Source organism: Clostridium lacusfryxellense, assembly GCF_018861735.1.
Lineage (GTDB): Bacteria > Bacillota > Clostridia > Clostridiales > Clostridiaceae > Clostridium_AD > Clostridium_AD lacusfryxellense.
Genome location: NZ_JAHLEB010000012.1, coordinates 56,666 through 81,225 on the forward strand (window position 1 = coordinate 56,666; position 24,560 = coordinate 81,225).

The window sequence follows — 24,560 nt, forward strand, 5'->3', positions numbered from 1 at the left end:
GGGATTAAGTAAATATTCACTTAATCCCCTTTATTCAAACTATACTAATTCTATTATGCTCATTTCTGCTGCGTCGCCTCTTCTTGGACCCATTTTCATTATTCTAGTATATCCGCCGTTTCTCTCAGCATACTTGGGTGCAATATTGTCAAATAACTCTTTAACAACGCTTTCTTCAGTAATAAATGCAAGTGCTTGCCTTCTAGCATGAAGATCTCCTCTTTTACCAAGAGTTATCATTCTTTCAGCAAATTTTCTAGTTTCTTTTGCTCTAGTTACTGTAGTTTCAATTTTTCCATATTTCAACAAATTAGTTGCAAGACTTCTAAACATTGCAATTCTTTGATCAGTGGATCGTCCTAACTTACGATACATTGCCATGTGCGTTCCTCCTTACTCTTCAGTTAGTTTTAAGTTCAAACTCAAAGCTTGAAGTTTTTGTTCAACTTCTTCAAGTGATTTCTTACCTAAATTTCTAACCTTCATCATATCATCCATTGATCTTTCTGTTAGTTCCTGAACTGTATTAATTCCAGCTCTTTTTAAGCAATTATAGCTTCTAACTGAAAGATCTAGTTCTTCTATAGTCATTTCAAGAACTTTTTCTTTCTTATCTTCTTCTTTTTCTACCATTATTTCAACATTATCAGCATGATCTGTTAATGTCATAAACAATTTAAAGTGTTCGATAAGTATTTTAGCTGATAAACCAATGGCTTCATCTGGTCTAATTGTTCCATTAGTCCAAATTTCTATAGTTAATTTATCATAATCAGTAATTTGGCCTACTCTAGTGTTTTCTACAGAGAAATTTACTCTTTTAACAGGAGTATAAATTGAATCCACTGGAATTGTAGCTATTGGTAATTCATCTGTCTTGTTTTTAGCCATAGACACATATCCTCTACCTCTATTAACAGTTAATTCCATATATAATCTAGCATCATCATCTAATGTTGCAATATGTAAATCGTCATTAACGACCTCTATATCTCCATCAGTATTGATATCTGCTCCAGTAACAACACCAGGTCCTTTAGCATCAATATAAATTGTTCTAGGACCTTCTCCAGTCATTTTTAATGCTAAGCTTTTGATGTTTAGAATTAATTCTGTAACATCTTCTTTAACACCTTTAACTGTAGAAAATTCGTGAAGTACTGTATCAATCTTAACTGCACTAGTAGCAACTCCTGGTAATGAAGAAAGAAGAATTCTTCTTAATGCATTACCTAAAGTTATACCATAACCTCTTTCTAGTGGTTCAATTATAAACTTACCATAAGACCCATCTTCAGCTGTTTCTACACATTCTATTTTTGGCTTTTCAATTTCTAACATAATAAACCCTCCTTTTTTTTATTGGCAACTTATTATGAGGGCAACTGATTCTATATTAATGATTATTTGCTGTATAACTCGACGATTAACGTTTCGTTAACAGGAACATCTATATCTTCCCTAGTTGGTTGTGATAAAACTTTTCCTTCGAATTTCTCTAAGTTAGCTTCTAACCAATTTGGTAAAGTTTTAGGGTTTTCAAGGAAAACCTTAAATTTCTCAGTAGCTCTGCTCTTTTCACATGCAGATACTACTTCGTTTGCAGTTAAACTGTAAGAAGGAATATCCACCTTTTTACCGTTAACTAAGAAATGTCCGTGAGTTACTAGTTGCCTAGCTTCTTGTCTTGAATTACCGTATCCTAATCTATAAACTACGTTATCAAGTCTCACTTCTAGAAGTTTTAATAGGTTTTCACCTGTTATTCCCCTTAACTTGTCAGCTTTTTCATAGTATCTTCTAAATTGGCTTTCAAGTATTCCGTATATTCTCTTAGCTTTTTGTTTTTCTCTCAATTGTAATCCGTAATTGGACATTTTCTTCTTACTCTGTCCATGTTGTCCTGGTGCATAGCCTCTTCTGGCAAATGCACATTTATCTGTAAAGCATCTATCACCCTTAAGGTTTAGCTTCATACCTTCTCTTCTGCAAAGTCTACAAGTAGCTCCAGTATATCTTGCCATTCAAATTACACCTCCTATTTACTATCCTATTTAGCATCTGGTTAATTATACTCTTCTTCTCTTTGGTGGTCTACAACCATTATGTGGAATTGGAGTAACGTCTTTGATTAATGTTATTTCTAGTCCAGCTGCTTGAAGTGATCTAATTGCCGCTTCTCTACCGCCGCCTGGTCCTTTAACAAATACATCAACACTCTTCAAACCGTGTTCCATAGCAGCTTTTGTAGCAGCTTCTGCTGCCATTTGAGCTGCAAATGGTGTACTCTTTCTTGATCCTCTAAAACCTAATCCACCTGCACTAGACCATGCTAAAGCATTTCCTGATGCATCTGTAAGTGTAACGATGGAATTATTGAAAGTAGACTTAATGTGTGCACAACCGTGCTCAACATTTTTTCTTTCTTTTTTTCTTCTACTTCTTTTAACTTTTTGAGCCATTTTATTCCCTCCTTACTATTTCTTCTTACCCGCCATTGTTTTTTTAGGGCCTTTTCTTGTTCTAGCGTTAGTCTTAGTTTTTTGTCCTCTTACTGGAAGACCTTTTCTATGTCTTATTCCCCTATAACATCCGATCTCCATTAATCTTTTTATGTCTAAAGCAACTCTTCTTCTTAAGTCACCCTCGATTAAAAAATTCTTTTGAATGAATGTTCTAAGTTCATTAACTTCTTCTTCAGTTAAATCTTTAACCCTTGTATCAGGATTTACGCCTGTAGATTTAAGAATTCCCTGTGATTTAGTTAAACCAATACCAAATATATATGTTAAACCTATTTCTACTCTTTTTTCCCTTGGTAGGTCAATACCTGCTATTCTTGCCATTTACTGTTTACACCTCCCACGTTCTTGTTGTTACATTTTATCACATCTATTACTTAAAAACGATGTAATAACTAATTATTATTATATTAATTTGCAACTAAACCTATTAACCTTGTTTTTGTTTATGTTTAGGATTTTCACAGATAACCATTACTCTTCCTTTTCTCTTTATAACTTTACATTTTTCACACATAGGTTTAACTGATGGTCTTACTTTCATAGCTAACCCTCCTTATTACTTGTCTCTCCAAGTTATTCTCCCACGAGTTAAATCATATGGGGAAAGTTCTACTGTAACCTTATCGCCTGGTAATATTCTTATAAAATTCATTCTTAACTTTCCCGAAATATGAGCTAGTATTTTATGCCCACTCTCAAGTTCAACTTGAAATATTGCATTGGGCAAAGTTTCAAGCACAACACCTTGCATTTCTATTATATCATCTTTTGACATAAGGTAATCAAACCTCCTTACCATTCTCTGCAGACTGCAAAAATATTTTAATTTTAGAATTAGTGACCTCATTTTTAGATAAAATTTTATTTCTAATTTCTTCAGCAACAGTACTAGTAAAATTCAGATGTTTAACCTTTTTCTTTTTAGGTTTCTCAATCCGTCTCAACTCTCCATCAGAAATAAACACATATTCTTCATTTAGTATACCTACCACAATAAAATTTCTATGCATATCTCTTCCTGCCTTAGAATTTACTACCTTACCTACAAGGTTATTTTTCTCCAAATCATTCACCTCTATTAGTCCAAAGTTAATATTTCAGGACCATTTCTTAAAACAGCAACAGTATTTTCATAATGTGCAGATAAACTGCCATCTCTTGTAACTACTGTCCACTTATTAGACTTTACTTTGACATAATGTTTTCCTATATTTATCATAGGTTCAATTGCAAGTACCATACCATGGACTAACTTAGGACCTTTGTTTGGAGCACCATAATTAGGAATTTCAGGATCTTCATGCATTGAAGTACCAATTCCATGACCTACAAAATCCCTAACTACAGAGTATCCATGGCCTTCAGCATAACACTGAATTGCAGCAGATATATCTGATAATCTATTACCGATTATAGCTTTTTCAACACCCTTAAAGAAACTATTTTTAGTGACCTCAATGAGCATTGAAGCTTCACTCGATATTTTGCCTACCGGAAAAGTTCTAGCAGCATCTCCATGATATCCATTTAATATGGCACCACAATCTATGCTAATTATGTCACCTTCAAGTAAAATCCGGTTACTTGGAATCCCATGAACCACTTCATCATTAACAGATGTACAAATGGAAGCTGGAAATCCACAATATCCCTTAAAAGATGGTTTAGCACCCTGTTGTACTATGAACTCTTCAGCTAATTTATTCAGTTCTGCAGTTGTAATTCCAGGTTTTATTGCCCTTTCAATTATTGCAAGAGCATCTGCAACCACCTTACCCGCACATCTCATAAATTGAACTTCCATATCACTTTTTATGTTTATCACTCTTCAATCTCTCCTAAGATACCACAGACACTTTCAAATACACTATCAATTGCTTTCGTTCCATCAACTACTGATAACAATTTCTTATCATCATAATACCGAATTAATGGTTGTGTTTGAGCCTCATATATGTCTAACCGTTCACTAACGGTCTCCTCAGCGTCATCAGCTCTTTGCACAAGCTCGCTCCCACACACATCACATTTTCCATCAACTTTCGATGGATTGAATTTAATATGGTAGCTAGCACCACAAGTAAGACAAACTCTTCGACCGGTCATTCTATTAAGAATAAACTCTCTAGGAATCTCTATTAATAACGCTGTATCAAGGGAGTGACCCTTTTCGTCTAATAAAGTTTTTAATGCCTCACCTTGGTTAACAGTTCTTGGATAGCCATCTAGTAAAAATCCATTTTTGCAATCTTCATTATTTAACCTATCCTTGATTAAGTCTATAGTCAATTGATCAGGAACTAAATGTCCCTTATCAATATGTTTCTTAGCTTCAATTCCAAGTGGGGTTTTTTCAGAAATATTCTTTCTGAATATATCCCCCGTTGATATATGTGGTATGGCGAACTTATTGCTTATGGATTTTGCTTGCGTTCCTTTTCCGGCTCCCGGAGGACCTAACAAGATTATTCTCATAGAATCATCTCCTGGTATTATTTATTTAAGGAATCCATGGTAATGCCTCATTACTAATTGTGACTCGAGTTGTCTTAATGTTTCAAGAGCAACATTTACCATAATTAATAACATTGTACCACCAAAGTATATTCCTTTAAACTGAGTATATGCCTCTACAACAATAGGGAACAATGCTATAACAGCGGCGAAAGTTCCTCCGATTATTGAAATCTTTGTAAGTACCATATCGATATATGTTGCTGTATTCTCTCCTGGTCTGATCCCTGGTATAAATCCTGATGACTTATGCATATTTTCAGCCATTTCATCAGGTTTAAATGTTACCTGAGTATAAAACCATGTAAAGAATATTATTAATATAGCATACACCACTGAGTACTTCCAACTATTTCTTTCAAATATGCTCCAAGGGCTTCCTGTAATGAACTTTGCAATTGCAGATGTCGGTTTAAGCTGTGCTATAGTTTCTGGGAATGTCATTACTGACATCGCAAAAATTATACCGATAACTCCAGATGCATTTACATTAATAGGAATATGAGTTGATTGCCCTTTAAAAACCTTGTTTCCAACAGCTTTTCCAGCATATTGAACTGGAATTCTTCTTTCACCTAAACTTGCAATTACTACTGCAACTAATAGTGCAATAGCAACTACAACAAGCATTATAACCTCTACCAAATTTACAGTACCGGCCTTTTGAAGCGCAGCAACTTTATAAACTGTTTCAGGTAATCCTGATATAATATTAATAAATATTATTAATGAAACACCATTACCAATACCTTTACCCGTAATTTGTTCACCTATCCACACCAAGAATGTTGATGCGGTTGTCATCGTTAGTATCACTAAAAATATGGTCAAACTAGATGTATCCGAAAATGCTCCAGTACCTGAAATAATTGCATACATACCAAAAGCTTGCAAAGCTCCAAGTACTATTGAAGCATATCTAGTAAAATCTTGTATCCGCTTGCGTCCTTCAAGACCTTCTTTAGAAAGTTGCTCTAAATATGGAATTGCTATTACAAGTAATTGCATTATAATCGATGCATTTATGTATGGACCAACGCCCATAGCAAAAATACTAAACTTTCCAAATGCACCGCCTGAAAGCATATCATAAAAACTAAGTAATGTACCTCCATTACTTGTTAAGCTTCCAAGTTTGCTAGCATCTACACCAGGAACAGGAATAAAAATTCCTACCCGCATAATTACAACCATAAGTAGTGTGAATATCATACGTTTTTTTAAATCAGGGACTTTCCAGGCATTACGTAGGGTTGATAACACTTATATCACCTCAGCTTTTCCTCCAGCAGCTTCAATTTTCTCAGCTGCTCCTTTAGAGAAACTTTTTACATTAACCGTTAAGTTCTTTTCTAATTTACCATTACCAAGTATCTTAACTCCATCATACACTTTTCTTATAATTCTTCTCTCTAAGAGCAATTCTGGTGTAACTACTGTACCATCTTCGAATACATTCAACCTATCAACATTTATACAAGAATATTTCTTTGCAAAAATATTTGTAAAACCTCTTTTAGGTAATCTTCTGTATAAAGGCATTTGGCCTCCTTCGAATCCTGGTCTTGTTCCACCACCTGATCTAGAGTTTTGTCCATCCTGACCTCTTCCTGCAGTTTTTCCCCAGCCTGAACCAGTACCTCTACCGATTCTCTTTGGAGATTTTTTTGAACCTTCCGCAGGTCTTAACTCATGAAGTTTCATGTCAACACCTCCTCGTTTATACTTCTTCTACTTTTATTAGATATATAACTTTGTTAATCATACCTCTGATCTGAGGAGTTTCCTCGTGCTCAACATCTTTTCCTATTTTTCTTAATCCTAAAGCATTAACTGTAGCAATATGTTCTTTCTTTCTACCTATTAAGCTTTTTACCAATGTTATTTTAACTTTAGCCAAGGTTTTCCCCTCCTATCTTAAAATTTCTTCTACAGTTTTGCCTCTTAATTTAGCAACGTCTTCTACTGTTCTTAGTCTCGCTAAACCATCAATAGTAGCATTAACTACATTTCTTGCATTACTAGAGCCTAAAGATTTAGCTCTAACATCTTTTAATCCTGATAATTCTAGAACCGCTCTAACTGGACCGCCAGCTAAAACTCCAGTACCTTCTGCACCAGGCATTATGTGAATAACTGAAGTACCAAACTTACCATCAATAGTATGTGGAATAGTTGATCCAACCATAGCTACGTTTACTAAATTCTTCTTAGCATCTTCTATTCCTTTTCTAATTGCTTCAGGAATTTCTACAGATTTGCCCATTCCAACGCCAACGTGTCCGTTTTCGTCTCCAACAACAACTAATGCGCTGAATCTGAAGTTTCTTCCACCTTTAACAACCTTAGCAACTCTGTTTATATTAACTACTTTTTCTTTAAGGTCTAATGTGCTAGGATCAATTTTCATGTGTTTCCCTCCTTCTCTTAGAATTTAAGTCCAGCTTCTCTTGCTCCTTCAGCGAGGATTTGTACTCTACCGTGATATACATATCCGCCTCTGTCAAATACAACTTCTTCTATTCCTTTTTCAAGTGCTCTTTCAGCAATCATTTTTCCTACTAATTTTGCAGCATCTTTATTACTTCCAATTTTTTGTTCGAAAGCTTTATCAACGCTTGAAGCAGAAACTAATGTGATTTTTGCTACATCATCTATTATTTGAGCATATATGTTCTTTTCACTTCTATATACAGCTAATCTTGGTCTTTGCGCTGTACCAGAAATTTTCTTTCGAACTCTAAGATGACGCTTAACTCTTGCCTTTTGTCTATCTTCTTTCTTGAACACATCATTCACTCCTTCCTACTTTATTTACCTGTTTTACCTTCCTTACGTCTAACAATTTCACCAGAATATCTGATTCCTTTGCCTTTGTAAGGTTCTGGTTTTCTCCAAGTTCTAATTTCTGCTGCAACAGCTCCAACTAATTGTTTATCTATACCTTTTACTATTATCTTGTTAGCATCAGGTAATATAAATTGGATTCCTGCAACTGCATCTATTTCAACTGGATGTGAATATCCAAGATTTAATGTTATTTTAGATCCTTTTAGTTGAGCTCTGTAACCAACGCCAACTAACTCAAGTGTTTTCTCATATCCCTCTGTAACTCCAATAACCATATTATTGATTAATGATCTTGTAAGTCCATGAAGAGCTCTATGCTCTTTTACATCACTTGGTCTTGTAACTACCACAGTATTGTCTTCCATAGCTATATTCATTTTAGTACTCATGTTTTGAGTTAGCTCACCTTTTGGTCCTTTTACATTAACAACATTAGTTGGTGAAACTGTAACAGTTACTCCATTAGGTATAACTACTGGAAGTCTTCCGATTCTTGACATACTTACACCTCCTGTATTCTTTTCAGGGCACATAACAACTAATTGCTATGCCTCATATATTCATTTTAAATACTATCCAATTATTAATTGTTTAGTCTTTATTTTACTTTAGCACATACTAGATTTGTTTTTCTTTAAATTATCTATTATTACTATGTACATAACAAGTAAATACCGTTATGCTTTAGAATTATTAGACTACCAAATATAACAAATAACTTCTCCGCCAAGGCCTAATTTTCTTGCTTCTCTATCAGCTACTAGTCCTTTTGAAGTTGATATTATAGCAACTCCTAGTCCATTCAATACTTTTGGAATATCTTCATTTTTAGAATATACTCTTAAACCTGGCTTAGATATTCTCTTAAGTCCAGTGATAACTCTTTCCTTGTTTTGACCATATTTCATAGCTAGTCTCATCATAGGAACAACGCCATCGTTATATTCTTCTATATTTTTAAGGTATCCCTCTTGAAGCAATATATTTGCAATTTCCTTCTTTATTGTTGAAGAAGGTACTTCTACTATTTCGTGTCTAACAACATTAGCATTTCTTATACGTGTTAGCAAGTCTGCGATTGGGTCAGTCATAACCATTTTTCGTGCCTCCTTTCATTAGAATGTTCTAATTACCAACTTGCTTTTCTGCAACCAGGAATTTCTCCCTTGTGTGCAAGTTCTCTAAAACAGATACGGCATATACCAAATTTTTGTAATACAGAATGTGGTCTTCCACATAGTCTGCATCTTGTATAAGCTCTAGTTGAATATTTAGGTTCTTTTTTCCATTTCTCTATTAAAGCCTTACGTGCCATATGTTTACCTCCCTATTATTGAGCAAATGGCATTCCAAGGAATCTTAACAACGCTCTTGCTTCCTCGTCTGTCTTCGCAGTAGTAACAAATATTATATCCATTCCTCTGATCTTGTCTATTTTATCATATTCAATTTCAGGGAATATAAGTTGTTCCTTAATACCGATAGCATAATTTCCTCTGCCGTCAAATGATTTAGAAGAAGCTCCTCTAAAATCTCTAACTCTAGGTAATGCAACATTCATTAATTTATCAGCAAATTCGAACATCTGAGCTTTTCTTAATGTAACTTTACAGCCGATTGGCGTATTTTCTCTTAGTTTAAAGTTAGCTATAGACTTCTTAGACCTTGTTATAACTGGTTTTTGACCTGCGATAATTTGCATGTCACTAACAGCTGCATCTAAAACCTTAGAATTGTCTTTAGCTTCTCCAACTCCCATATTTAAAACTATCTTTTCAAGCTTTGGTACTTCCATTATATTTTTATAACCGAATTTTTCCATTAACGCTTGAACTACTTCATTATTATATTTTTCTTGTAGTCTTGTACTCATATGTTAAACCTCCTTTCAGGGATTAAAATGTTTCGTTGCATTTCTTACATACTCTTACTTTAGTTCCATCTTCTAATATCTTACTGTTTATTCTTGTTACGTTTTTGCATTTTGTGCAATATAACATAACTTTAGCGCTATTTATAGCCGCTTCTCTGTGAGTTATTCCACCTTGCATATTTTGTTTGCTAGGTTTCTGATGTTTTGTAATAACACTAACATCTTTCACTAAAACTTTACCTTTTTTAGGATATACAGCTAAGACTTCGCTTATTTTGCCTTTGTCTTTACCTGAAATAACCATTACTGTATCTTTTTTTCTTACGTGCACTTTTTGTACTGCCATGTTAGACACCTCCTATCTTATAGAACTTCAGGCGCTAGTGATAAGATCTTAGTGAAGTCTTTATCCCTTAACTCCCTTGCAACAGGTCCGAATATACGAGTACCCTTTGGGGTTTTATCGTCTTTTATGATAACAGCTGCATTATCATCAAATTTTAGGTATGTTCCATCAGCTCTTCTTAAACCTTTTACAGATCTAACTATAACTGCTTTTACAACTTCACCCTTTTTAACAACTCCACCTGGTGTTGCACTTTTTACGCTGGCAACAATTGTATCACTGATGTTTCCCCATTTTCTCTTAGAACCACCTAAAACTCTAATACACATAATCTCTTTTGCGCCAGAATTGTCTGCAACTTTTAATCTTGATTGCTGTTGTATCATATCCAATACCCTCCTTTCAGTCGTTGAACTGAAACATTATTTAGCTTTTTCAACTATTCCAGTAATTCTCCATCTTTTATCTTTAGATAGTGGTCTAGTTTCCATAATTGAAACTTTATCATTTATTTTAGCTTCATTATTTTCATCATGAGCTTTAAATTTTGTTGTTTTATTAATTATCTTTCCGTATAATGGATGACGAACTTTTGTCTCAATTGCAACAACTACTGTCTTATCCATTTTATCAGATACTACTCTACCTGTTCTTGTTTTCCTGTTATTTCTTTCCACAAGAGCAACCTCCCTTCAGTTTTACTGTTCAAAAGCCTTTATTTCTTCTTGCCTAATGATCGTCTTAATTTGGGCTATAGATTTTTTAACCTGTTTAATTCTCATAGGGTTTTCTAATTGCCCTGTAGCTAACTGAAATCTAAGGTTAAATAATTCTGCCTTTAAATCAGACATTTTTACTAGCAAGTCTTGAGGATTACTTTGTCTTAATTCATTTAATTCATTAGCCTTCAATGACTTCACCACCCATTTCCTCAAAATCTTTTCTAGATACAAACTTAGTTTTAATTGGAAGTTTGTGTGAAGCAAGTCTCATTGCTTCTCTAGCCGCTTCTTCTGTTACTCCTGCAATCTCGAATAAGACTCTACCTGGTTTAACAACTGCTACCCAATATTCTACAGATCCTTTACCAGAACCCATACGAGTTTCAGCCGGTTTTTCAGTTACTGGCTTATCAGGGAAGATTTTAATCCAAACCTTTCCGCCTCTTTTAACTTCTCTATTAATTGCAACTCTGGCTGCTTCTATTTGATTACTTTTGACCCAACCACATTCCATAGCTTGTAATGCGAAATCACCGTATGCAATGAAATTTCCTCTTGTTGCTTTTCCTCTCATTCTACCACGTTGAACCTTACGATGTTTAGATCTTTTAGGCATTAACATGTCTTATTCCTCCTTCCTTACACTTCTATGCGCTTACTTCTTCCTTAACGATTTTCTTTGTAGGAAGAACTTCGCCTCTATATACCCAAACTTTTACACCGATCTTACCATATACTGTATCTGCTTCTGCAAATCCATAGTCTATATCAGCTCTCATTGTTTGTAGTGGTATTGTACCTTCATGATAATGTTCAGTTCTAGCTATTTCTGCTCCGCCAAGTCTTCCTGCGCAAGCAATCTTAACTCCCTTAACTCCAGATCTCATAGCTCTTTGAATAGTTTGTTTCATCGCTCTTCTAAAAGAAATTCTCTTTTCTAATTGAGAAGCAACATTTTCTGCCATTAATTGAGCATTGTTCTCTGCTTGTTTAACTTCAACAATATTAATTAAAACATTTTTGTCAGCTACAAGTTTTTTCATATCAAGTTTTATAACTTCAATACCAGAGCCGCCTCTACCAATAACCATTCCTGGTTTAGCAGTGTGTATATTGATTTTAACTCTTTTAGCAGCTCTTTCAATTTCGATTTTGGAAATTCCAGCTGTGTAAAGTTTGCTTTTTAAGAATTCTCTAATCTTAAAATCTTCAACAAGATTATCTGCGAAATTCTTTTTATCTGCATACCATTTAGAACTCCAGTCTTTTATTACACCAACCCTAAAGCCGTGTGGATGTACTTTTTGTCCCACGCTATATTCCTCCTTCTTATAATCTCTCTGTAACTATTATAGTTACATGGCTAGATCTTTTTCTTATTCTATATGCTCTTCCTTGTGCACGCGGTCTAAATCTCTTAAGTGTTGGACCTTGACATGCATAAGTTTGTGCAACATATAATCTATTGATATCTAAGTTCAAGTTGTTTTCTGCATTTGCTACAGCAGATTTAAGAACTTTAGTTACTACTTCAGCTGCATTCTTTGGAGTGTACTGTAATATAGCAAAAGCTTCATTTACATTTTTTCCTCTTATTAAATCAAGAACAATCCCGATTTTCATTGAGGACGTTCTCACATATTTAGCTATAGCTTTAGCCTCCATGTTTGTTTCCTCCTTCCCACACTATCTTACTTTGCTTGTTTTCTCTCTAACAATGTGTCCTTTAAATGTTCTAGTTAATGCGAATTCTCCTAATTTATGTCCAACCATATCTTCTAAAACATAAACTGGCACATGTTTTCTTCCATCATGTACTGCGATAGTATGCCCTATCATTTGCGGAAAAATAGTAGAACTTCTTGACCAAGTCTTTATTACTTTTTTCTCGCCATTTTTGTTCATTTCATTTATTCTGTTTAACAGAACTTCTTGCACATAAGGTCCTTTTTTTACTGATCTACTCACTTTAGTGGCCTCCCTTCATACACAATGAACATAATTTCGAAGAGAAATTAAATTCTCTTGAAACTATTTTCTATTTTTACCCTTAACAATAAATTTATCAGAGTATTTCTTAGTTTTTCTAGTTTTATAACCTAAAGCTGGTTTACCCCAAGGAGTCATCGGACTAGCGTGACCAACTGGTGACTTACCTTCTCCACCACCATGTGGATGGTCATTTGGATTCATTACTGATCCTCTGACTGTAGGTCTAAATCCTAGGTGTCTTTTTCTTCCTGCTTTACCTATGTTAACAATGTCATGAGTTAAATTAGAAACTGTTCCTATAGTAGCTCTACAGTTTAATCTAATATATCTTACTTCTCCACTTGGAAGTCTTACCTGAGCATATTCTCCTTCTTTAGCCATAAGCTGAGCTGAAGAACCTGCTGATCTTACCAATTGAGCACCTTTACCAACCTGAAGTTCTATATTATGAATAGTAGAACCAAGTGGAATATTAGCTATTGGAAGAGTGTTTCCTACCTTTATATCTGCATCGGCTCCTGATACTATTACATCTCCAACTTTCAATCCAACTGGAGCTATTATGTATCTCTTATCACCATCAGCATATACAACAAGAGCTATGTAAGCAGATCTATTCGGATCATACTCAATTGTTGAAACTTTTGCTGGAATACCATCTTTAATTCTTTTAAAATCAATTATTCTGTAAGCTTGTTTTGCTCCACCACCTCGGTGACGAACAGTTATTTTACCTTGATTATTTCTTCCACCTGATCTTTTTGTGCTTCTAAGAAGTGATTTTAATGGCTTATCTGTTGTTATTTCTGCAAAATCAGACATAGTCATATTTCTTCTAGAAGGTGTGGTGGGTCTAAATTTCTTAATCGCCATGTGATTTCCCTCCTTATTTTCGCTTATCTGGCCTCTGCCAATACCTGCTTAATAATTACATTCCGTCAAAAAACTCAATTGTTTTGCTTTCTGTTGTTAAAGTAACAATAGCTTTTTTGAAGTCAGCTCTTTTACCAATGTGAACTCCAACTCTTTTAGTTTTACCTATATTCCTTAGTGTTCTAACATTTTCAACCTTAACTCCAAATACTTCTTCTACTGCTTTTTTAACTTGAGTTTTATTTGCGTGAATATCAACTATAAAGGTGTATTTTTTATCAGCCATTACCGCCATACTTTTTTCAGTAATTACTGGTTTTCTTATAATATCATGGCTTGTTAGCTTCATTATATATACACCTCCTCTATTTTAGATACAGCATCCTTTGTAACTATGAATTTCTCATATTTTAGTATGTCATAAACATTCAAATTATTTACTGGTGTAACTCGTACTCCAGGTATATTTCTTCCTGATTTATAAACATTTTCATCTGACTTTTCAACAACTATTAAAGTTTTCTTAGCATCAAAAGCTTTTAAAACCTCTAACATTGCCTTAGTTTTAGGTGAGTCAAATTCTAAACTATCGATTACTATCATTTCATTTTCAGCAACTTTAGCTGATAAAGCTGATTTGAAAGCAACTCTTCTCATTGATTTAGGTACTGACATACGGTAATCTCTTGGCTTTGGAGCAAATACTATACCACCATGTATCCATTGTGGTGCTCTAATTGAACCTTGTCTTGCTCTACCAGTTCCTTTTTGTCTCCAAGGCTTAATACCACCGCCTCGAACTTCAGCTCTTGTTTTAGCTGATTGAGTTCCTTGTCTTTTATTTGCGAGTTGTGCTACTACAACTTGGTGTAAAGCATCTGTGTTGATTTCCACTCCAAATATACTTTCGTTTAGCTCAATATCGCCAACTTTTTTTCCTTCTTTATTAAATAAATCTAATGTAAGCATTCTGCATCCTCCTTTCTATAAAATTACGCTTTGACAGCGTTTCTTATTACAACTGTACCTTTTTTAGGTCCTGGTATTCCACCTCTAATTAATATAATGTTCTTTTCAGCCATTACTTTAACTATTTCAAGGTTTATTACTGTTGTATTAACATTACCCATATGACCTGGCATATGTTTGTTTTTAAATGTTTTTGATGGATCAGAAGATGCTCCCATTGATCCTGGAGCTCTATGGAACTTAGATCCATGACTCATAGGTCCTCTTGATGCATTCCATCTTTTTATAACGCCTTGGAATCCCTTTCCTTTGGAAATTCCTGAAACGTCAATTTTATCCCCAGCAGCAAATATATCTGCTGTAAATTCTTGACCTACAACATAAGCACTTGTATCTTCCATTCTAAATTCTTTTACGAATCTTTTTAAAGATGTTCCTGCTTTAGCGAATTGTCCTTGCATTGGTTTGTTGACTAATTTTTCTCTTATATCTCCAAAACCAACTTTTATTGCACTGTAACCATCATTTTCAACAGTCTTGATTTGAACAACAACACATGGACCTGCTTCAACTACTGTTACTGGAACTACTTTTCTATTCTCATCGAATATTTGAGTCATTCCAAGTTTTTTACCCATTATACCTTTTTTCATGAAAATACACCTCCTACTTATTAGCGGACCACAAAAGTGATCATAACAGTTAGTAATAGTAATCTATTACTTACGAACAGTCAAATTAACTGTACGCTTCATCGCACTTCTATGTACGCTTATAGTTTTATCTCGATATCAACACCAGCTGGTAAGTCTAATCTCATTAATGCATCAACTGTTTTAGGTGATGGACTAATGATGTCTATTAGTCTCTTATGAGTTCTTATCTCAAATTGCTCTCTTGAATCTTTATATTTGTGTGGAGCTCTTAATACTGTAATTATGTCTTTTTCAGTAGGTAGTGGTACTGGACCAGCTACTTTAGCTCCTGTGCTTTTTGCTGTTTGAACAATTTTCTCAGCAGATTGATCTAATATGTTGTGATCAAAAGCCTTTAATCTAATTCTAATTTTTTGCTTAATCATTATTATTTCCTCCTTTTCATTGCACGCTCTACTTCTTGCGTACAACATCGGATGTTCTGTAAACTGTTCCGGGTGTTGCATGCAATAAGTGAATGGAACAAACCGCAGGAACTCCGTCGCCCGATTCTAGATCAGGGCATGCTCGGTGAAGAATTACCCGGAAGTCCGGCAACCTCTTACCTCATCGCTGTTACCACAATACAACTATTAAAGTATACAACATAACTTTTGCTTTGACAAGTATTTTTTAATATTAATTTTTAATTTTAATATTTACAATTTAAACTTGTAATTACACAAAAGTTTTATTGCATTCAAAAGGAGAAGAGCGTCCCCTTCTCCTTAATAATAAAAGCTTTTATTATTTTAAAAACATCATATGATTTTTTGATTATTGTTTAGAAAATTATTATTTAACTATTGAAGTAACAACTCCTGATCCTACTGTTCTTCCACCTTCTCTGATTGCAAATCTTAATCCCTCATCCATTGCTACTTGAGTTATTAATTCAACATTCATGTCTATGTGATCTCCTGGCATTACCATTTCCATTCCGTCTGGTAATTTTATTGATCCTGTTACATCAGTTGTTCTGAAATAAAATTGTGGTCTGTATCCGTCGAAGAATGGAGTATGTCTTCCGCCTTCTTCTTTTTTAAGTACATATACTTGACCTACAAATTTAGCATGTGGATGTATTGAACCTGGTTTTGAAAGTACTTGACCTCTTTGAATATCTGCTCTTTGTACTCCTCTTAATAAAGCTCCAATATTATCTCCTGCCATTGCTTGATCTAGAAGTTTTCTAAACATTTCAACTCCTGTACATACAACTTTTCTCTTATCTTCGCTAAGTCCAACGATTTCAACTTCTTCTCCAACTTTAAGTATCCCAGTTTCAACTCTTCCTGTTGCAACTGTTCCTCTACCTGTGATTGTGAATACATCTTCTATTGGCATTAAGAATGGTTTGTCTGTTGCTCTTGCTGGTGTTGGAATGTAAGTATCTACTGCTTCCATCAATTCAAATATGCATTTTGATGCTTCTGGATCTGTTGGGTTTTCTAATGCTTTTAATGCTGATCCTATTATTACTGGAATATCGTCTCCTGGGAAGTCATACTCACTTAATAATTCTCTTACTTCCATTTCAACAAGTTCTAATAATTCTGGATCATCTACCATATCTGCTTTGTTCAAGAATACTACTATATAACCTACTCCAACTCTGCTTGCAAGTAATATATGTTCTCTTGTTTGAGGCATTGGACCATCTGCTGCACTAACTACTAGGATTGCTCCGTCCATTTGTGCTGCTCCTGTGATCATGTTCTTTACATAATCTGCATGTCCTGGGCAATCAACATGTGCATAATGTCTATTTTCTGTTTCATATTCAACATGTGCAGTGTTAATTGTAATTCCTCTTTCTCTTTCCTCTGGTGCTTTATCAATCATGTCAAATCTTGAAGCTTCTGCTAAACCCTTAGTTGCTAATACTGCTGTTATTGCAGCTGTTAATGTAGTCTTGCCGTGATCCACGTGTCCTACTGTTCCAATGTTTACATGTGGCTTGTTTCTTTCGAATTTTACCTTTGCCATTTTAAATTCCTCCTTATATTTACATATTATCCTATAATCTTTTAATTATTTAACACCTATAACTTGTTCTTGAACGCTCTTTGGTGCTGGTTCATATGCAGCAAATTCCATACTGTATACTCCTCTACCTTGAGTTCTTGATCTAAGTGTTGTAGAATAACCAAACATCTCTGACAATGGAACCATTGCTCTAATTACTTGAGCACCAGATTCAGCGTCCATTCCTTCTATTCTACCTCTTCTTGAATTAAGATCTCCTATAACATCTCCCATGTACTCTTCTGGAACTGTTACTTCAACCTTCATTATTGGTTCTAAAAGTACTGGATCTGCTTTTGCCATACCAGCTTTAAACGCCATAGAACCAGCAACCTTAAATGCCATTTCGTTTGAGTCAACATCATGGTATGATCCATCAACTACCTTAACTTTAAAGTTAAGAACTGGGAATCCACCAAGAATACCACTCTTAGATGCTTCTTTAATTCCGTTCTCAATTGGAGAAATAAATTCTTTCGGAATAGATCCACCTACAGTAGCATTTTCAAATGAGTAAGCTTCAGTAGTTGGTATTAATTCTATCCAACAGTGACCGTATTGTCCACGTCCACCAGATTGTTTAATGTATTTACCTTCTGCTTTAACTTGTTTTCTTATTGTTTCTTTGTAAGCTACTTGTGGTTTACCTACATTACATTCAACTTTAAATTCTCGTTGAAGTCTATCAACAATAATTTCTAGATGAAGCTCGCCCATACCACCAATTATTGTTTGACCAGTTTCTTGATCAGTGTAAGTTTGGAATGTTGGATCTTCTTCAGAAAGTTTTGATAAAGCCATTCCCATTTTTTCTTGGCCTACTTTAGTTTTCGGCTCAATAGCTACATGAATAACTGGATCTGGGAAGTCCATAGTTTCAAACATTATTGGATGATCTTCGTCACATAATGTTTCACCAGTAGTTGTATTTTTAAGTCCAATTATTGCACCTAATTCTCCTGCACGTAATTCATCAACTTCTTCTCTGTGATTAGCATGCATTTTAACTAGTCTAGCAACTCTCTCTTTTTTACCTTTGTTCGCATTTAAAACATAAGTACCAGTTTTCATTATGCCTGAGTAAACTCTTGTAAAACAAAGTCTACCAACAAATGGGTCTGTGGCTATTTTAAATGCTAATGCTGACATTGGTTCATTATCATCTGGATGTCTTTCCATTTCTTCACCAGTATCAATGTCTTGACCTTTTGTAGATGGTATATCAAGTGGTGATGGCATGTATTCTATAACAGCATCTATCATCATTTGAACACCTTTATTTTTGTATGAAGAACCACAGATTACAGGTACTATTTCATTATTAAGAACACCTTTTCTTAATACTGCTTTTAATTCTTCTTCACTTATTTCTTCTCCATCAAGATACTTCATCATAAGATCTTCATCTAGTTCAGCTATTGCTTCTACCATAGCCGCTCTATATTCTTGTGCTAAATCTTTCATATCTTCTGGAATTTCTATCTCTTCTATTTGTGTTCCTAAATCATCCTTATAGACCTCTGCAATATTTCTAATTAAATCTATAATTCCTAGGAATCCTTCTTCTTTACCTATTGGAAGTTGTATTGGAACTGCATTAGCGCTTAGTCTTTCACGCATCATCTCAACAACTCTATAAAAATCTGCACCCATTATATCCATTTTATTTACATACGCCATTCTTGGAACGTTATACTTAGCAGCTTGTCTCCACACCGTTTCAGATTGTGGTTCAACTCCACCTTTTGCTGCAAATACAGCAACTGCACCATCAAGTACTCTTAAAGCTCTTTGAACTTCAATTGTGAAATCTACGTGACCAGGTGTATCAATGATATTTATGTTATAACCCTTCCAAAAACAAGTTGTAGCCGCAGAAGTTATTGTTATACCTCTTTCTTGCTCTTGTACCATCCAATCCATAGTAGCTCCGCCATCATGAACTTCACCAATTTTGTGTGTTTTTCCTGTATAGAATAATATACGCTCAGTTGTTGTTGTTTTACCAGCATCTATATGAGCCATAATACCTATATTTCGGAATTTATCTAAAGAATATTCTCTACCCACTATTAGTTCCTCCTCTCAACGATGATTTTAAATTTGACAAAACTGTCTTGGCAAAGCCAAAACAGTTTTAATATTAATACCTGTAATGAGCAAAAGCTTTATTAGCTTCAGCCATTTTATGAATATCTTCTCTCTTCTTTACTGCAGCTCCAGTATTGTTTGCAGCTTCAAGCAATTCATTAGCAAGTTTTTCTCTTGCATATTTCTCGCCTCTTTTATCTGCAGCAATAAGTAACCATCTTAATCCTAATGTTTGTCTTCTCTCAGGTCTAACTTCGATAGGCACTTGATAATTAGCTCCACCTATTCTTCTAGCTTTAACTTCAAGTAATGGCATAACATTAGCTAATGCAGCCTCAAAAACCTCTAAAGGTTCTTTACCAGTTTTTTCTTTAATTATGTCGAAAGCCTCATAGCATATTTTTTGTGCTACTCCTCTTTTTCCATCTTCCATTACATTGTTTATTAACTTTGTAACGACCTTGCTGTTGTACATTGGATCAGGTAATACATCTCGTTTTGCAATATATCCTTTTCTCGGCACTTTACTTCCCTCCTTAACAATTTTAATTAACTCATAGGTACTCGATATCTCTACCGCAAAGCACTTTGTACTTCTGCAATTGTATGTAAATATAAAATTAAATTATCATATATATAAATGCTGAAGACATTGTACCTTAATTCAAAGCATTATTTTTTAGCCTTTGGTTTCTTAGTACCATATTTAGATCTACTTTGTAGTCTTCCAGCAACTCCAGCTGAATCTAATGTTCCTCTGATGATGTGGTATCTAACTCCTGGTAAATCTTTAACTTTTCCACCTCTTATAAGAACAACACTATGTTCTTGTAAATTGTGTCCTACACCTGGTATGTAAGCAGTAACTTCAAATCCGTTTGTAAGTCTAACTCTTGCAACTTTTCTTAATGCTGAGTTTGGCTTCTTAGGAGTTGTTGTTTTAACTACTGTACAAACACCTCTTTTTTGTGGGCAGTTTTTTAGTGCTGGTGAAGCTGATTTTGTTACTAGTGTCTTTCTGCCTTTTCTTACTAATTGATTAATAGTTGGCATGATTTCACCTCCTCATTTTTATAAGCTGATTCTCATTTATATCAATGCCGCGTAACATAACCAATGGCTACGTTACTGCATGATATATCTATATTTTTTAGTTGCTAGCTTTAATTAATCTTCTAGACTCAATGCTGTCGCTGAGGCAACATCTATATCACAAAGATTTCCTAGTTCTTTCATTGTGTCTACAAATATTATTTGCAGGGTATTAATATTGGCTAGTTTCACAATAGGATCAGTAATACTACTCTCAGCATCCTTGGCAATATACAAAACCTTACCCTTATTATTCTTTAATGCTTTTAGGGTTTGTTTGACTCCAACGACTTTCTGACCTACAATTTTACATACCATTTCTAACTCCCCTTTATAATTATAATCACAAGATTTATCTATTTAAGATGTATCTAGTCGATTTAAATCACACACAAGGTGTATTTTATCATTTTAGCAACACCCTGTCAACTAATTACAACTTATACTTCTAAATCATTTTCAATTTCTACTTTTTCTTCATCTTCAGTATTGATCTTTATAGTTCTATATCTTGTCATTCCAGTACCAGCAGGTATTAGCTTACCAATTATTACATTTTCTTTTAATCCAAGTAATGGATCAATTTTACCTTTAATAGCTGCATCAGTAAGTACCCTTGTTGTTTCTTGGAATGATGCTGCTGACAAGAATGACTCTGTAGCAAGTGCTGCTTTTGTTATACCTAGCAATGAGATCTTTCCAACAGCAGGTACGCCACCTTCAGATTCAATTTTTGCATTAGCATCTTCAAAAGCAAATATATCTACTAAGTTTCCTGGAAGTAATTCAGTATCTCCAGATTCCTCAATTTTCACTTTCCTTGTCATCTGCCTTACAACAACCTCTAAATGCTTATCATTGATATCAACACCTTGAAGTCTATAAACTTTTTGTACCTCTGAAGATAAATAATTCTTAACTCCTTGAACGCCTTTGATTCTTAAAATATCATGCGGATTAACTGAACCCTCAATTATTTCGTCTCCAGCTTCAATTCTATCGCCATTTGCAACTTTTAATCTTGATCCAAAAGGTATGTCATAACTTATTTCTTCCCCTGCATCACTAATTACAATAACAATTCTCTTTTTCTTAGTATCTTCCATTTTGACTGTACCACAAACATCACTTACTATTGCAAGTCCTTTTGGCTTTCTAGCTTCAAATAATTCCTCAACTCTTGGAAGACCTTGAGTTATATCTGATCCTGCTACTCCACCTGTATGGAATGTTCTCATTGTAAGCTGTGTTCCTGGTTCACCTATGGATTGAGCTGCAATTATTCCTACTGCTTCTCCAATATTAATCTTTTGAGAAGTTGCCATGTTCATTCCATAACATTTAGCGCAAACTCCGATTTTAGCCTTACATGTAAATACTGATCTAATCATAACTTTCTTTACACCAGACTTTTGAACTTCTTCTGCTAACTTAATATCCATATACTCATCTTTAGGAACTATTACCTTTCCTGTTTTTGGATGAATAATATCTTCTGCAGAATATCTTCCAGTAAGTCTTTCAACTAACTGTTCAATTACTTCACTACCATCACAAATTTCAGAAACTTCAAAGCCTTCATTTGTTCCACAATCTTCATGTCTTACTATAACGTCTTGACATACATCAACAAGTCTTCTTGTTAGATAACCTGAATCGGCAGTCTTAAGTGCTGTATCCGCGTTACCTTTTCTAGCTCCATGTGTTGAAATAAAGTACTCTAATACATTAAGTCCATCTCTAAAAGATGCTCTGATAGGTAATTCAATTATTTTACCAGATGGATTAGCCATCAGGCCTCTCATACCAGCTAATTGTTTAATTTGACTCTTAGACCCTCTGGCTCCTGAATCCGCCATCATAAATATTGGATTGAATTTATCCAAACTATCCATAAGTGCATTTGCAACATCTTCAGTAGTCTTAGTCCATTTTTCTATTACTCTTTGGTATCTTTCTTCCTCAGATATAAAACCTCTACGATACATTTTCTCTATTTTATCAACAGTTTCATCAGCATCTTTTAATAATCCTTTTTTAGCCTCTGGAACTTGCATATCAGATGTAGCAACGGTAATTGCTCCAATTGTAGAGTAATGATATCCTTTAGCCTTTATCTTATCTAACATCTTAGAAGTTTCTGATGGACCATATTTCAAGTAGCATTTATCAATAATACTACCAAGATTCTTTTTACTTACTAGGAAATCTATCTCAAATTTAAGTTCATTTCCAGGAATGCTTCTATCAATGAATCCTAAATCCTGAGGTATTGTTTCATTAAAAATTAATTTACCAGGTGTAGTATCTATAATTGCAGATATTTTAACACCATTAACAACACCAAACATCTTGACTTTGATTTTAGCATGAATCTCAATATCTTTTACTTGATAAGCCATTATTACTTCATCAGGTGATGAGAATGATCTTCCCTCGCCCTTAGCACCATCTTTATCAATAGTTAAATAGTAGGCACCTAATACCATATCTTGAGTAGGTACACAAACTGGTTTACCATCTGATGGTTTCATAATATTATGGGCTGCAAGCATTAAGAACCTTGCTTCAGCTTGAGCTTCAACAGATAGAGGTACATGTACCGCCATCTGATCTCCATCGAAATCAGCGTTATATGCTGTACATACAAGTGGATGTAGTTTAATAGCCCTACCTTCTACAAGTATTGGTTGGAAAGCTTGTATTCCTAGTCTATGAAGCGTAGGTGCACGATTTAACAGTACTGGATGATCTGCTATTACTTCTTCAAGTACATCCCATACTTGAGGCATAACTCTCTCTACCATCCTCTTAGCACTCTTAATGTTATGTGCTACTCCACTTCCAACTAGTTTTTTCATAACAAAAGGCTTAAATAATTCTAAAGCCATTTCTTTTGGAAGTCCACATTGATACATTTGTAATTCCGGCCCAACAACTATAACTGAACGGCCTGAGTAATCAACACGCTTTCCAAGTAAATTCTGTCTGAATCTTCCTTGCTTTCCTTTTAACATGTCAGAAAGAGATTTTAAAGGTCTGTTTCCTGGTCCAGTAACTGGCCTTCCTCTTCTTCCATTATCAATTAATGCATCAACAGCTTCTTGAAGCATTCTTTTTTCGTTTCTAACTATTATATCTGGAGCGCCTAAATCTAGAAGTTTTTTAAGTCTATTGTTTCTGTTTATTACCCTTCTATATAAATCATTCAAATCAGAAGTAGCAAATCTTCCTCCATCCAATTGTACCATCGGTCTTAAATCAGGTGGTATTACTGGAATTACGTCAATTATAATCCACTCAGGTTTGTTTTTTGATTTTCTAAAAGATTCAGAAACATCTAATCTTCTTATACTTCTAATTCTTTTTTGTCCTGTACTTGTTTTTAGATCTTCCTTTAACTCCTTAGATAATTCTTCTAAGTTTATGTTTTGTAGTAGTACCTTTACAGATTCTGCACCCATACCAGCTACAAAACTATCAGCTCCAAATTTATCTATGGCTTCTCTATATTCTTTTTCACTAAGAATCTGTTTTGTTAATAGTGATGTTTCTTTTGGATCCAACACTACATAAGAAGCGAAATATAGAATTTTTTCCAGGGATCTAGGTGACATGTCTAAAATAAGTCCCATACGAGATGGTATTCCTTTGAAATACCAAATGTGAGATACTGGAGCAGCAAGTTCAATATGCCCCATTCTTTCACGTCTTACTTTAGATTTTGTAACTTCAACGCCACATCTATCACAAACTATTCCCTTATATCTTACTCTCTTATATTTACCACAATGACATTCCCAATCTTTAATTGGACCAAATATTCTTTCGCAAAATAGTCCATCTCTTTCAGGTTTTAAAGTTCTATAATTTATAGTCTCAGGTTTTTTAACTTCACCTTTTGACCATTCTCTGATTTGCTCCGGTGATGCCAATCCTATTTGAATAGCATCAAAATTATTAAATTCAAACAAGGGTACAGCCTCCCTT

Annotated in this window: 38 protein-coding genes; all 38 read right to left on the reverse strand. The window is 34.5% G+C overall.

All coding sequences use genetic code 11. The features are described 5' to 3' along the window. Positions 1-39 precede the first annotated feature (39 nt). The 38 genes from rplQ to rpoC all read right to left on the reverse strand — a co-directional run bounded on the left by rplQ (position 40) and on the right by rpoC (position 24,544). A complete protein-coding gene (gene rplQ / locus KPL55_RS09095) occupies positions 40-381 on the reverse strand; it encodes a 50S ribosomal protein L17 (protein ID WP_216125692.1) in 342 nt (113 codons plus the stop codon). 12 nt (positions 382-393) lie between these two features. Next, positions 394-1,341: a DNA-directed RNA polymerase subunit alpha gene (locus KPL55_RS09100; RefSeq protein WP_216306399.1), complete on the reverse strand. Its 948-nt coding sequence runs from the start codon at positions 1,339-1,341 to the stop codon at positions 394-396. A gap of 62 nt (positions 1,342-1,403) precedes the next feature. Next, positions 1,404-2,024, reverse strand: a complete 621-nt coding sequence (gene rpsD / locus KPL55_RS09105) for a 30S ribosomal protein S4 (RefSeq protein WP_216306400.1) — start codon at positions 2,022-2,024, stop codon at positions 1,404-1,406. 45 nt (positions 2,025-2,069) lie between these two features. Beyond that, complete coding sequence (gene rpsK / locus KPL55_RS09110) at positions 2,070-2,462, reverse strand: 30S ribosomal protein S11 (protein WP_216306401.1); 393 nt, start codon at positions 2,460-2,462, stop codon at positions 2,070-2,072. A 15-nt stretch (positions 2,463-2,477) separates the two neighbouring features. After that, a complete protein-coding gene (gene rpsM / locus KPL55_RS09115) occupies positions 2,478-2,846 on the reverse strand; it encodes a 30S ribosomal protein S13 (protein ID WP_216306402.1) in 369 nt (122 codons plus the stop codon). 106 nt (positions 2,847-2,952) lie between these two features. Next, on the reverse strand, positions 2,953-3,066 hold the full coding sequence (gene rpmJ / locus KPL55_RS09120; protein ID WP_021122033.1) for a 50S ribosomal protein L36: 114 nt from the start codon (positions 3,064-3,066) through the stop codon (positions 2,953-2,955). A 15-nt stretch (positions 3,067-3,081) separates the two neighbouring features. Further along, positions 3,082-3,300: a translation initiation factor IF-1 gene (gene infA / locus KPL55_RS09125; RefSeq protein ID WP_125002904.1), complete on the reverse strand. Its 219-nt coding sequence runs from the start codon at positions 3,298-3,300 to the stop codon at positions 3,082-3,084. Between the two features lie 7 nt (positions 3,301-3,307). Then, positions 3,308-3,589 carry a KOW domain-containing RNA-binding protein gene (locus KPL55_RS09130; protein WP_246599365.1) on the reverse strand — a complete coding sequence of 94 codons (282 nt, stop codon included), beginning with the start codon at positions 3,587-3,589 and terminating at the stop codon, positions 3,308-3,310. 14 nt (positions 3,590-3,603) lie between these two features. After that, entirely contained in the window at positions 3,604-4,350 is a 747-nt protein-coding gene (gene map, locus KPL55_RS09135; protein ID WP_216306403.1) for a type I methionyl aminopeptidase, read from the reverse strand. After that, positions 4,347-5,000, reverse strand: a complete 654-nt coding sequence (locus KPL55_RS09140) for an adenylate kinase (RefSeq protein ID WP_216306404.1) — start codon at positions 4,998-5,000, stop codon at positions 4,347-4,349. The genes map and KPL55_RS09140 overlap by 4 nt, the downstream gene beginning before the upstream one ends. Before the next feature lie 21 nt (positions 5,001-5,021). Further along, positions 5,022-6,302, reverse strand: a complete 1,281-nt coding sequence (secY, locus tag KPL55_RS09145; RefSeq protein WP_216306405.1) for a preprotein translocase subunit SecY — start codon at positions 6,300-6,302, stop codon at positions 5,022-5,024. Further along, the gene (rplO, locus tag KPL55_RS09150; RefSeq protein WP_216306406.1) at positions 6,303-6,743 is read right to left on the reverse strand and encodes a 50S ribosomal protein L15; all 441 of its coding nucleotides are present in this window, start codon (positions 6,741-6,743) and stop codon (positions 6,303-6,305) included. It abuts the gene before it with no gap. Positions 6,744-6,759: 16 nt separating this feature from the next. Then, the gene (gene rpmD / locus KPL55_RS09155; RefSeq protein WP_216306407.1) at positions 6,760-6,939 is read right to left on the reverse strand and encodes a 50S ribosomal protein L30; all 180 of its coding nucleotides are present in this window, start codon (positions 6,937-6,939) and stop codon (positions 6,760-6,762) included. Positions 6,940-6,951: 12 nt separating this feature from the next. Continuing rightward, a complete protein-coding gene (rpsE, locus tag KPL55_RS09160; protein ID WP_216306408.1) occupies positions 6,952-7,449 on the reverse strand; it encodes a 30S ribosomal protein S5 in 498 nt (165 codons plus the stop codon). Between the two features lie 17 nt (positions 7,450-7,466). Then, a complete protein-coding gene (rplR, locus tag KPL55_RS09165; RefSeq protein WP_216306409.1) occupies positions 7,467-7,829 on the reverse strand; it encodes a 50S ribosomal protein L18 in 363 nt (120 codons plus the stop codon). 20 nt (positions 7,830-7,849) lie between these two features. Beyond that, the gene (gene rplF / locus KPL55_RS09170; RefSeq protein ID WP_216306410.1) at positions 7,850-8,389 is read right to left on the reverse strand and encodes a 50S ribosomal protein L6; all 540 of its coding nucleotides are present in this window, start codon (positions 8,387-8,389) and stop codon (positions 7,850-7,852) included. 198 nt (positions 8,390-8,587) lie between these two features. Continuing rightward, on the reverse strand, positions 8,588-8,986 hold the full coding sequence (gene rpsH / locus KPL55_RS09175) for a 30S ribosomal protein S8 (protein WP_071614618.1): 399 nt from the start codon (positions 8,984-8,986) through the stop codon (positions 8,588-8,590). A gap of 32 nt (positions 8,987-9,018) precedes the next feature. Further along, positions 9,019-9,204: a type Z 30S ribosomal protein S14 gene (locus KPL55_RS09180; RefSeq protein ID WP_071614619.1), complete on the reverse strand. Its 186-nt coding sequence runs from the start codon at positions 9,202-9,204 to the stop codon at positions 9,019-9,021. A gap of 15 nt (positions 9,205-9,219) precedes the next feature. Then, complete coding sequence (rplE, locus tag KPL55_RS09185; RefSeq protein ID WP_216306411.1) at positions 9,220-9,762, reverse strand: 50S ribosomal protein L5; 543 nt, start codon at positions 9,760-9,762, stop codon at positions 9,220-9,222. A gap of 22 nt (positions 9,763-9,784) precedes the next feature. Then, a complete protein-coding gene (gene rplX, locus KPL55_RS09190) occupies positions 9,785-10,108 on the reverse strand; it encodes a 50S ribosomal protein L24 (RefSeq protein ID WP_216306412.1) in 324 nt (107 codons plus the stop codon). 17 nt (positions 10,109-10,125) lie between these two features. After that, positions 10,126-10,494 carry a 50S ribosomal protein L14 gene (rplN, locus tag KPL55_RS09195; protein WP_216306413.1) on the reverse strand — a complete coding sequence of 123 codons (369 nt, stop codon included), beginning with the start codon at positions 10,492-10,494 and terminating at the stop codon, positions 10,126-10,128. Positions 10,495-10,530: 36 nt separating this feature from the next. After that, positions 10,531-10,785, reverse strand: coding sequence for a 30S ribosomal protein S17 (rpsQ, locus tag KPL55_RS09200; RefSeq protein ID WP_216306414.1), 255 nt, complete (start codon positions 10,783-10,785; stop codon positions 10,531-10,533). 21 nt (positions 10,786-10,806) lie between these two features. Next, positions 10,807-11,019: a 50S ribosomal protein L29 gene (gene rpmC, locus KPL55_RS09205; RefSeq protein WP_216306415.1), complete on the reverse strand. Its 213-nt coding sequence runs from the start codon at positions 11,017-11,019 to the stop codon at positions 10,807-10,809. Then, on the reverse strand, positions 11,009-11,452 hold the full coding sequence (gene rplP, locus KPL55_RS09210; protein ID WP_216306416.1) for a 50S ribosomal protein L16: 444 nt from the start codon (positions 11,450-11,452) through the stop codon (positions 11,009-11,011). Before rplP ends, rpmC begins: the two co-directional genes overlap by 11 nt. A gap of 25 nt (positions 11,453-11,477) precedes the next feature. Next, entirely contained in the window at positions 11,478-12,143 is a 666-nt protein-coding gene (rpsC, locus tag KPL55_RS09215) for a 30S ribosomal protein S3 (RefSeq protein WP_216306417.1), read from the reverse strand. Positions 12,144-12,159: 16 nt separating this feature from the next. Further along, positions 12,160-12,495, reverse strand: coding sequence for a 50S ribosomal protein L22 (rplV, locus tag KPL55_RS09220; RefSeq protein WP_216306418.1), 336 nt, complete (start codon positions 12,493-12,495; stop codon positions 12,160-12,162). 21 nt (positions 12,496-12,516) lie between these two features. Next, on the reverse strand, positions 12,517-12,798 hold the full coding sequence (gene rpsS / locus KPL55_RS09225; protein ID WP_216306419.1) for a 30S ribosomal protein S19: 282 nt from the start codon (positions 12,796-12,798) through the stop codon (positions 12,517-12,519). 63 nt (positions 12,799-12,861) lie between these two features. Further along, positions 12,862-13,695: a 50S ribosomal protein L2 gene (gene rplB, locus KPL55_RS09230; protein ID WP_216306420.1), complete on the reverse strand. Its 834-nt coding sequence runs from the start codon at positions 13,693-13,695 to the stop codon at positions 12,862-12,864. Positions 13,696-13,750: 55 nt separating this feature from the next. Next, positions 13,751-14,044, reverse strand: a complete 294-nt coding sequence (gene rplW, locus KPL55_RS09235; RefSeq protein WP_216306421.1) for a 50S ribosomal protein L23 — start codon at positions 14,042-14,044, stop codon at positions 13,751-13,753. Next, complete coding sequence (rplD, locus tag KPL55_RS09240; RefSeq protein WP_216306422.1) at positions 14,044-14,664, reverse strand: 50S ribosomal protein L4; 621 nt, start codon at positions 14,662-14,664, stop codon at positions 14,044-14,046. The genes rplW and rplD overlap by 1 nt, the downstream gene beginning before the upstream one ends. A 23-nt stretch (positions 14,665-14,687) precedes the next feature. Continuing rightward, positions 14,688-15,317 (reverse strand): 50S ribosomal protein L3, encoded by a 630-nt coding sequence (gene rplC, locus KPL55_RS09245; RefSeq protein WP_216306423.1) that lies wholly within the window; start codon positions 15,315-15,317, stop codon positions 14,688-14,690. 119 nt (positions 15,318-15,436) lie between these two features. After that, positions 15,437-15,745 (reverse strand): 30S ribosomal protein S10, encoded by a 309-nt coding sequence (gene rpsJ / locus KPL55_RS09250; protein WP_216306424.1) that lies wholly within the window; start codon positions 15,743-15,745, stop codon positions 15,437-15,439. 409 nt (positions 15,746-16,154) lie between these two features. Beyond that, positions 16,155-17,348 (reverse strand): elongation factor Tu, encoded by a 1,194-nt coding sequence (gene tuf / locus KPL55_RS09255; RefSeq protein ID WP_216306425.1) that lies wholly within the window; start codon positions 17,346-17,348, stop codon positions 16,155-16,157. 45 nt (positions 17,349-17,393) lie between these two features. After that, complete coding sequence (gene fusA / locus KPL55_RS09260) at positions 17,394-19,457, reverse strand: elongation factor G (protein WP_216306426.1); 2,064 nt, start codon at positions 19,455-19,457, stop codon at positions 17,394-17,396. 73 nt (positions 19,458-19,530) lie between these two features. Then, positions 19,531-20,001, reverse strand: a complete 471-nt coding sequence (gene rpsG, locus KPL55_RS09265) for a 30S ribosomal protein S7 (protein WP_216306427.1) — start codon at positions 19,999-20,001, stop codon at positions 19,531-19,533. A gap of 149 nt (positions 20,002-20,150) precedes the next feature. After that, entirely contained in the window at positions 20,151-20,531 is a 381-nt protein-coding gene (gene rpsL, locus KPL55_RS09270; RefSeq protein ID WP_216306428.1) for a 30S ribosomal protein S12, read from the reverse strand. Between the two features lie 114 nt (positions 20,532-20,645). Further along, positions 20,646-20,888, reverse strand: a complete 243-nt coding sequence (locus KPL55_RS09275; RefSeq protein ID WP_216306429.1) for a ribosomal L7Ae/L30e/S12e/Gadd45 family protein — start codon at positions 20,886-20,888, stop codon at positions 20,646-20,648. A gap of 122 nt (positions 20,889-21,010) precedes the next feature. Beyond that, complete coding sequence (gene rpoC / locus KPL55_RS09280) at positions 21,011-24,544, reverse strand: DNA-directed RNA polymerase subunit beta' (protein ID WP_216306430.1); 3,534 nt, start codon at positions 24,542-24,544, stop codon at positions 21,011-21,013. Between the last annotated feature and the right edge of the window lie 16 nt (positions 24,545-24,560).

Excerpts from the sequence above, each read along its gene's own strand:
- rplQ (WP_216125692.1), bottom strand. The coding sequence starts at position 381 with ATGGCAATGTATCGTAAGTTAGGACGATCCACTGATCAAAGAATTGCA.
- KPL55_RS09100 (WP_216306399.1), bottom strand. The coding sequence starts at position 1,341 with ATGTTAGAAATTGAAAAGCCAAAAATAGAATGTGTAGAAACAGCTGAA.
- rpsD (WP_216306400.1), bottom strand. The coding sequence starts at position 2,024 with ATGGCAAGATATACTGGAGCTACTTGTAGACTTTGCAGAAGAGAAGGT.
- rpsK (WP_216306401.1), bottom strand. The coding sequence starts at position 2,462 with ATGGCTCAAAAAGTTAAAAGAAGTAGAAGAAAAAAAGAAAGAAAAAAT.
- rpsM (WP_216306402.1), bottom strand. The coding sequence starts at position 2,846 with ATGGCAAGAATAGCAGGTATTGACCTACCAAGGGAAAAAAGAGTAGAA.
- rpmJ (WP_021122033.1), bottom strand. The coding sequence starts at position 3,066 with ATGAAAGTAAGACCATCAGTTAAACCTATGTGTGAAAAATGTAAAGTT.
- infA (WP_125002904.1), bottom strand. The coding sequence starts at position 3,300 with ATGTCAAAAGATGATATAATAGAAATGCAAGGTGTTGTGCTTGAAACT.
- KPL55_RS09140 (WP_216306404.1), bottom strand. The coding sequence starts at position 5,000 with ATGAGAATAATCTTGTTAGGTCCTCCGGGAGCCGGAAAAGGAACGCAA.
- rplO (WP_216306406.1), bottom strand. The coding sequence starts at position 6,743 with ATGAAACTTCATGAGTTAAGACCTGCGGAAGGTTCAAAAAAATCTCCA.
- rpsE (WP_216306408.1), bottom strand. The coding sequence starts at position 7,449 with ATGAAAATTGATCCTAGCACATTAGACCTTAAAGAAAAAGTAGTTAAT.
- rplF (WP_216306410.1), bottom strand. The coding sequence starts at position 8,389 with ATGTCAAGAATCGGAAGACTTCCAGTAGTTATACCTAATGGAGTAACT.
- rpsH (WP_071614618.1), bottom strand. The coding sequence starts at position 8,986 with ATGGTTATGACTGACCCAATCGCAGACTTGCTAACACGTATAAGAAAT.
- KPL55_RS09180 (WP_071614619.1), bottom strand. The coding sequence starts at position 9,204 with ATGGCACGTAAGGCTTTAATAGAGAAATGGAAAAAAGAACCTAAATAT.
- rplE (WP_216306411.1), bottom strand. The coding sequence starts at position 9,762 with ATGAGTACAAGACTACAAGAAAAATATAATAATGAAGTAGTTCAAGCG.
- rplX (WP_216306412.1), bottom strand. The coding sequence starts at position 10,108 with ATGGCAGTACAAAAAGTGCACGTAAGAAAAAAAGATACAGTAATGGTT.
- rplN (WP_216306413.1), bottom strand. The coding sequence starts at position 10,494 with ATGATACAACAGCAATCAAGATTAAAAGTTGCAGACAATTCTGGCGCA.
- rplP (WP_216306416.1), bottom strand. The coding sequence starts at position 11,452 with ATGTTAATGCCTAAAAGATCTAAACATCGTAAGGTTCAACGTGGTAGA.
- rplV (WP_216306418.1), bottom strand. The coding sequence starts at position 12,495 with ATGGAGGCTAAAGCTATAGCTAAATATGTGAGAACGTCCTCAATGAAA.
- rplB (WP_216306420.1), bottom strand. The coding sequence starts at position 13,695 with ATGGCGATTAAGAAATTTAGACCCACCACACCTTCTAGAAGAAATATG.
- rplW (WP_216306421.1), bottom strand. The coding sequence starts at position 14,044 with ATGAAGCTAACAAGCCATGATATTATAAGAAAACCAGTAATTACTGAA.
- rplD (WP_216306422.1), bottom strand. The coding sequence starts at position 14,664 with ATGCTTACATTAGATTTATTTAATAAAGAAGGAAAAAAAGTTGGCGAT.
- rplC (WP_216306423.1), bottom strand. The coding sequence starts at position 15,317 with ATGAAAAAAGGTATAATGGGTAAAAAACTTGGAATGACTCAAATATTC.
- rpsJ (WP_216306424.1), bottom strand. The coding sequence starts at position 15,745 with ATGATTAAGCAAAAAATTAGAATTAGATTAAAGGCTTTTGATCACAAC.
- tuf (WP_216306425.1), bottom strand. The coding sequence starts at position 17,348 with ATGGCAAAGGTAAAATTCGAAAGAAACAAGCCACATGTAAACATTGGA.
- rpsL (WP_216306428.1), bottom strand. The coding sequence starts at position 20,531 with ATGCCAACTATTAATCAATTAGTAAGAAAAGGCAGAAAGACACTAGTA.
- KPL55_RS09275 (WP_216306429.1), bottom strand. The coding sequence starts at position 20,888 with ATGGTATGTAAAATTGTAGGTCAGAAAGTCGTTGGAGTCAAACAAACC.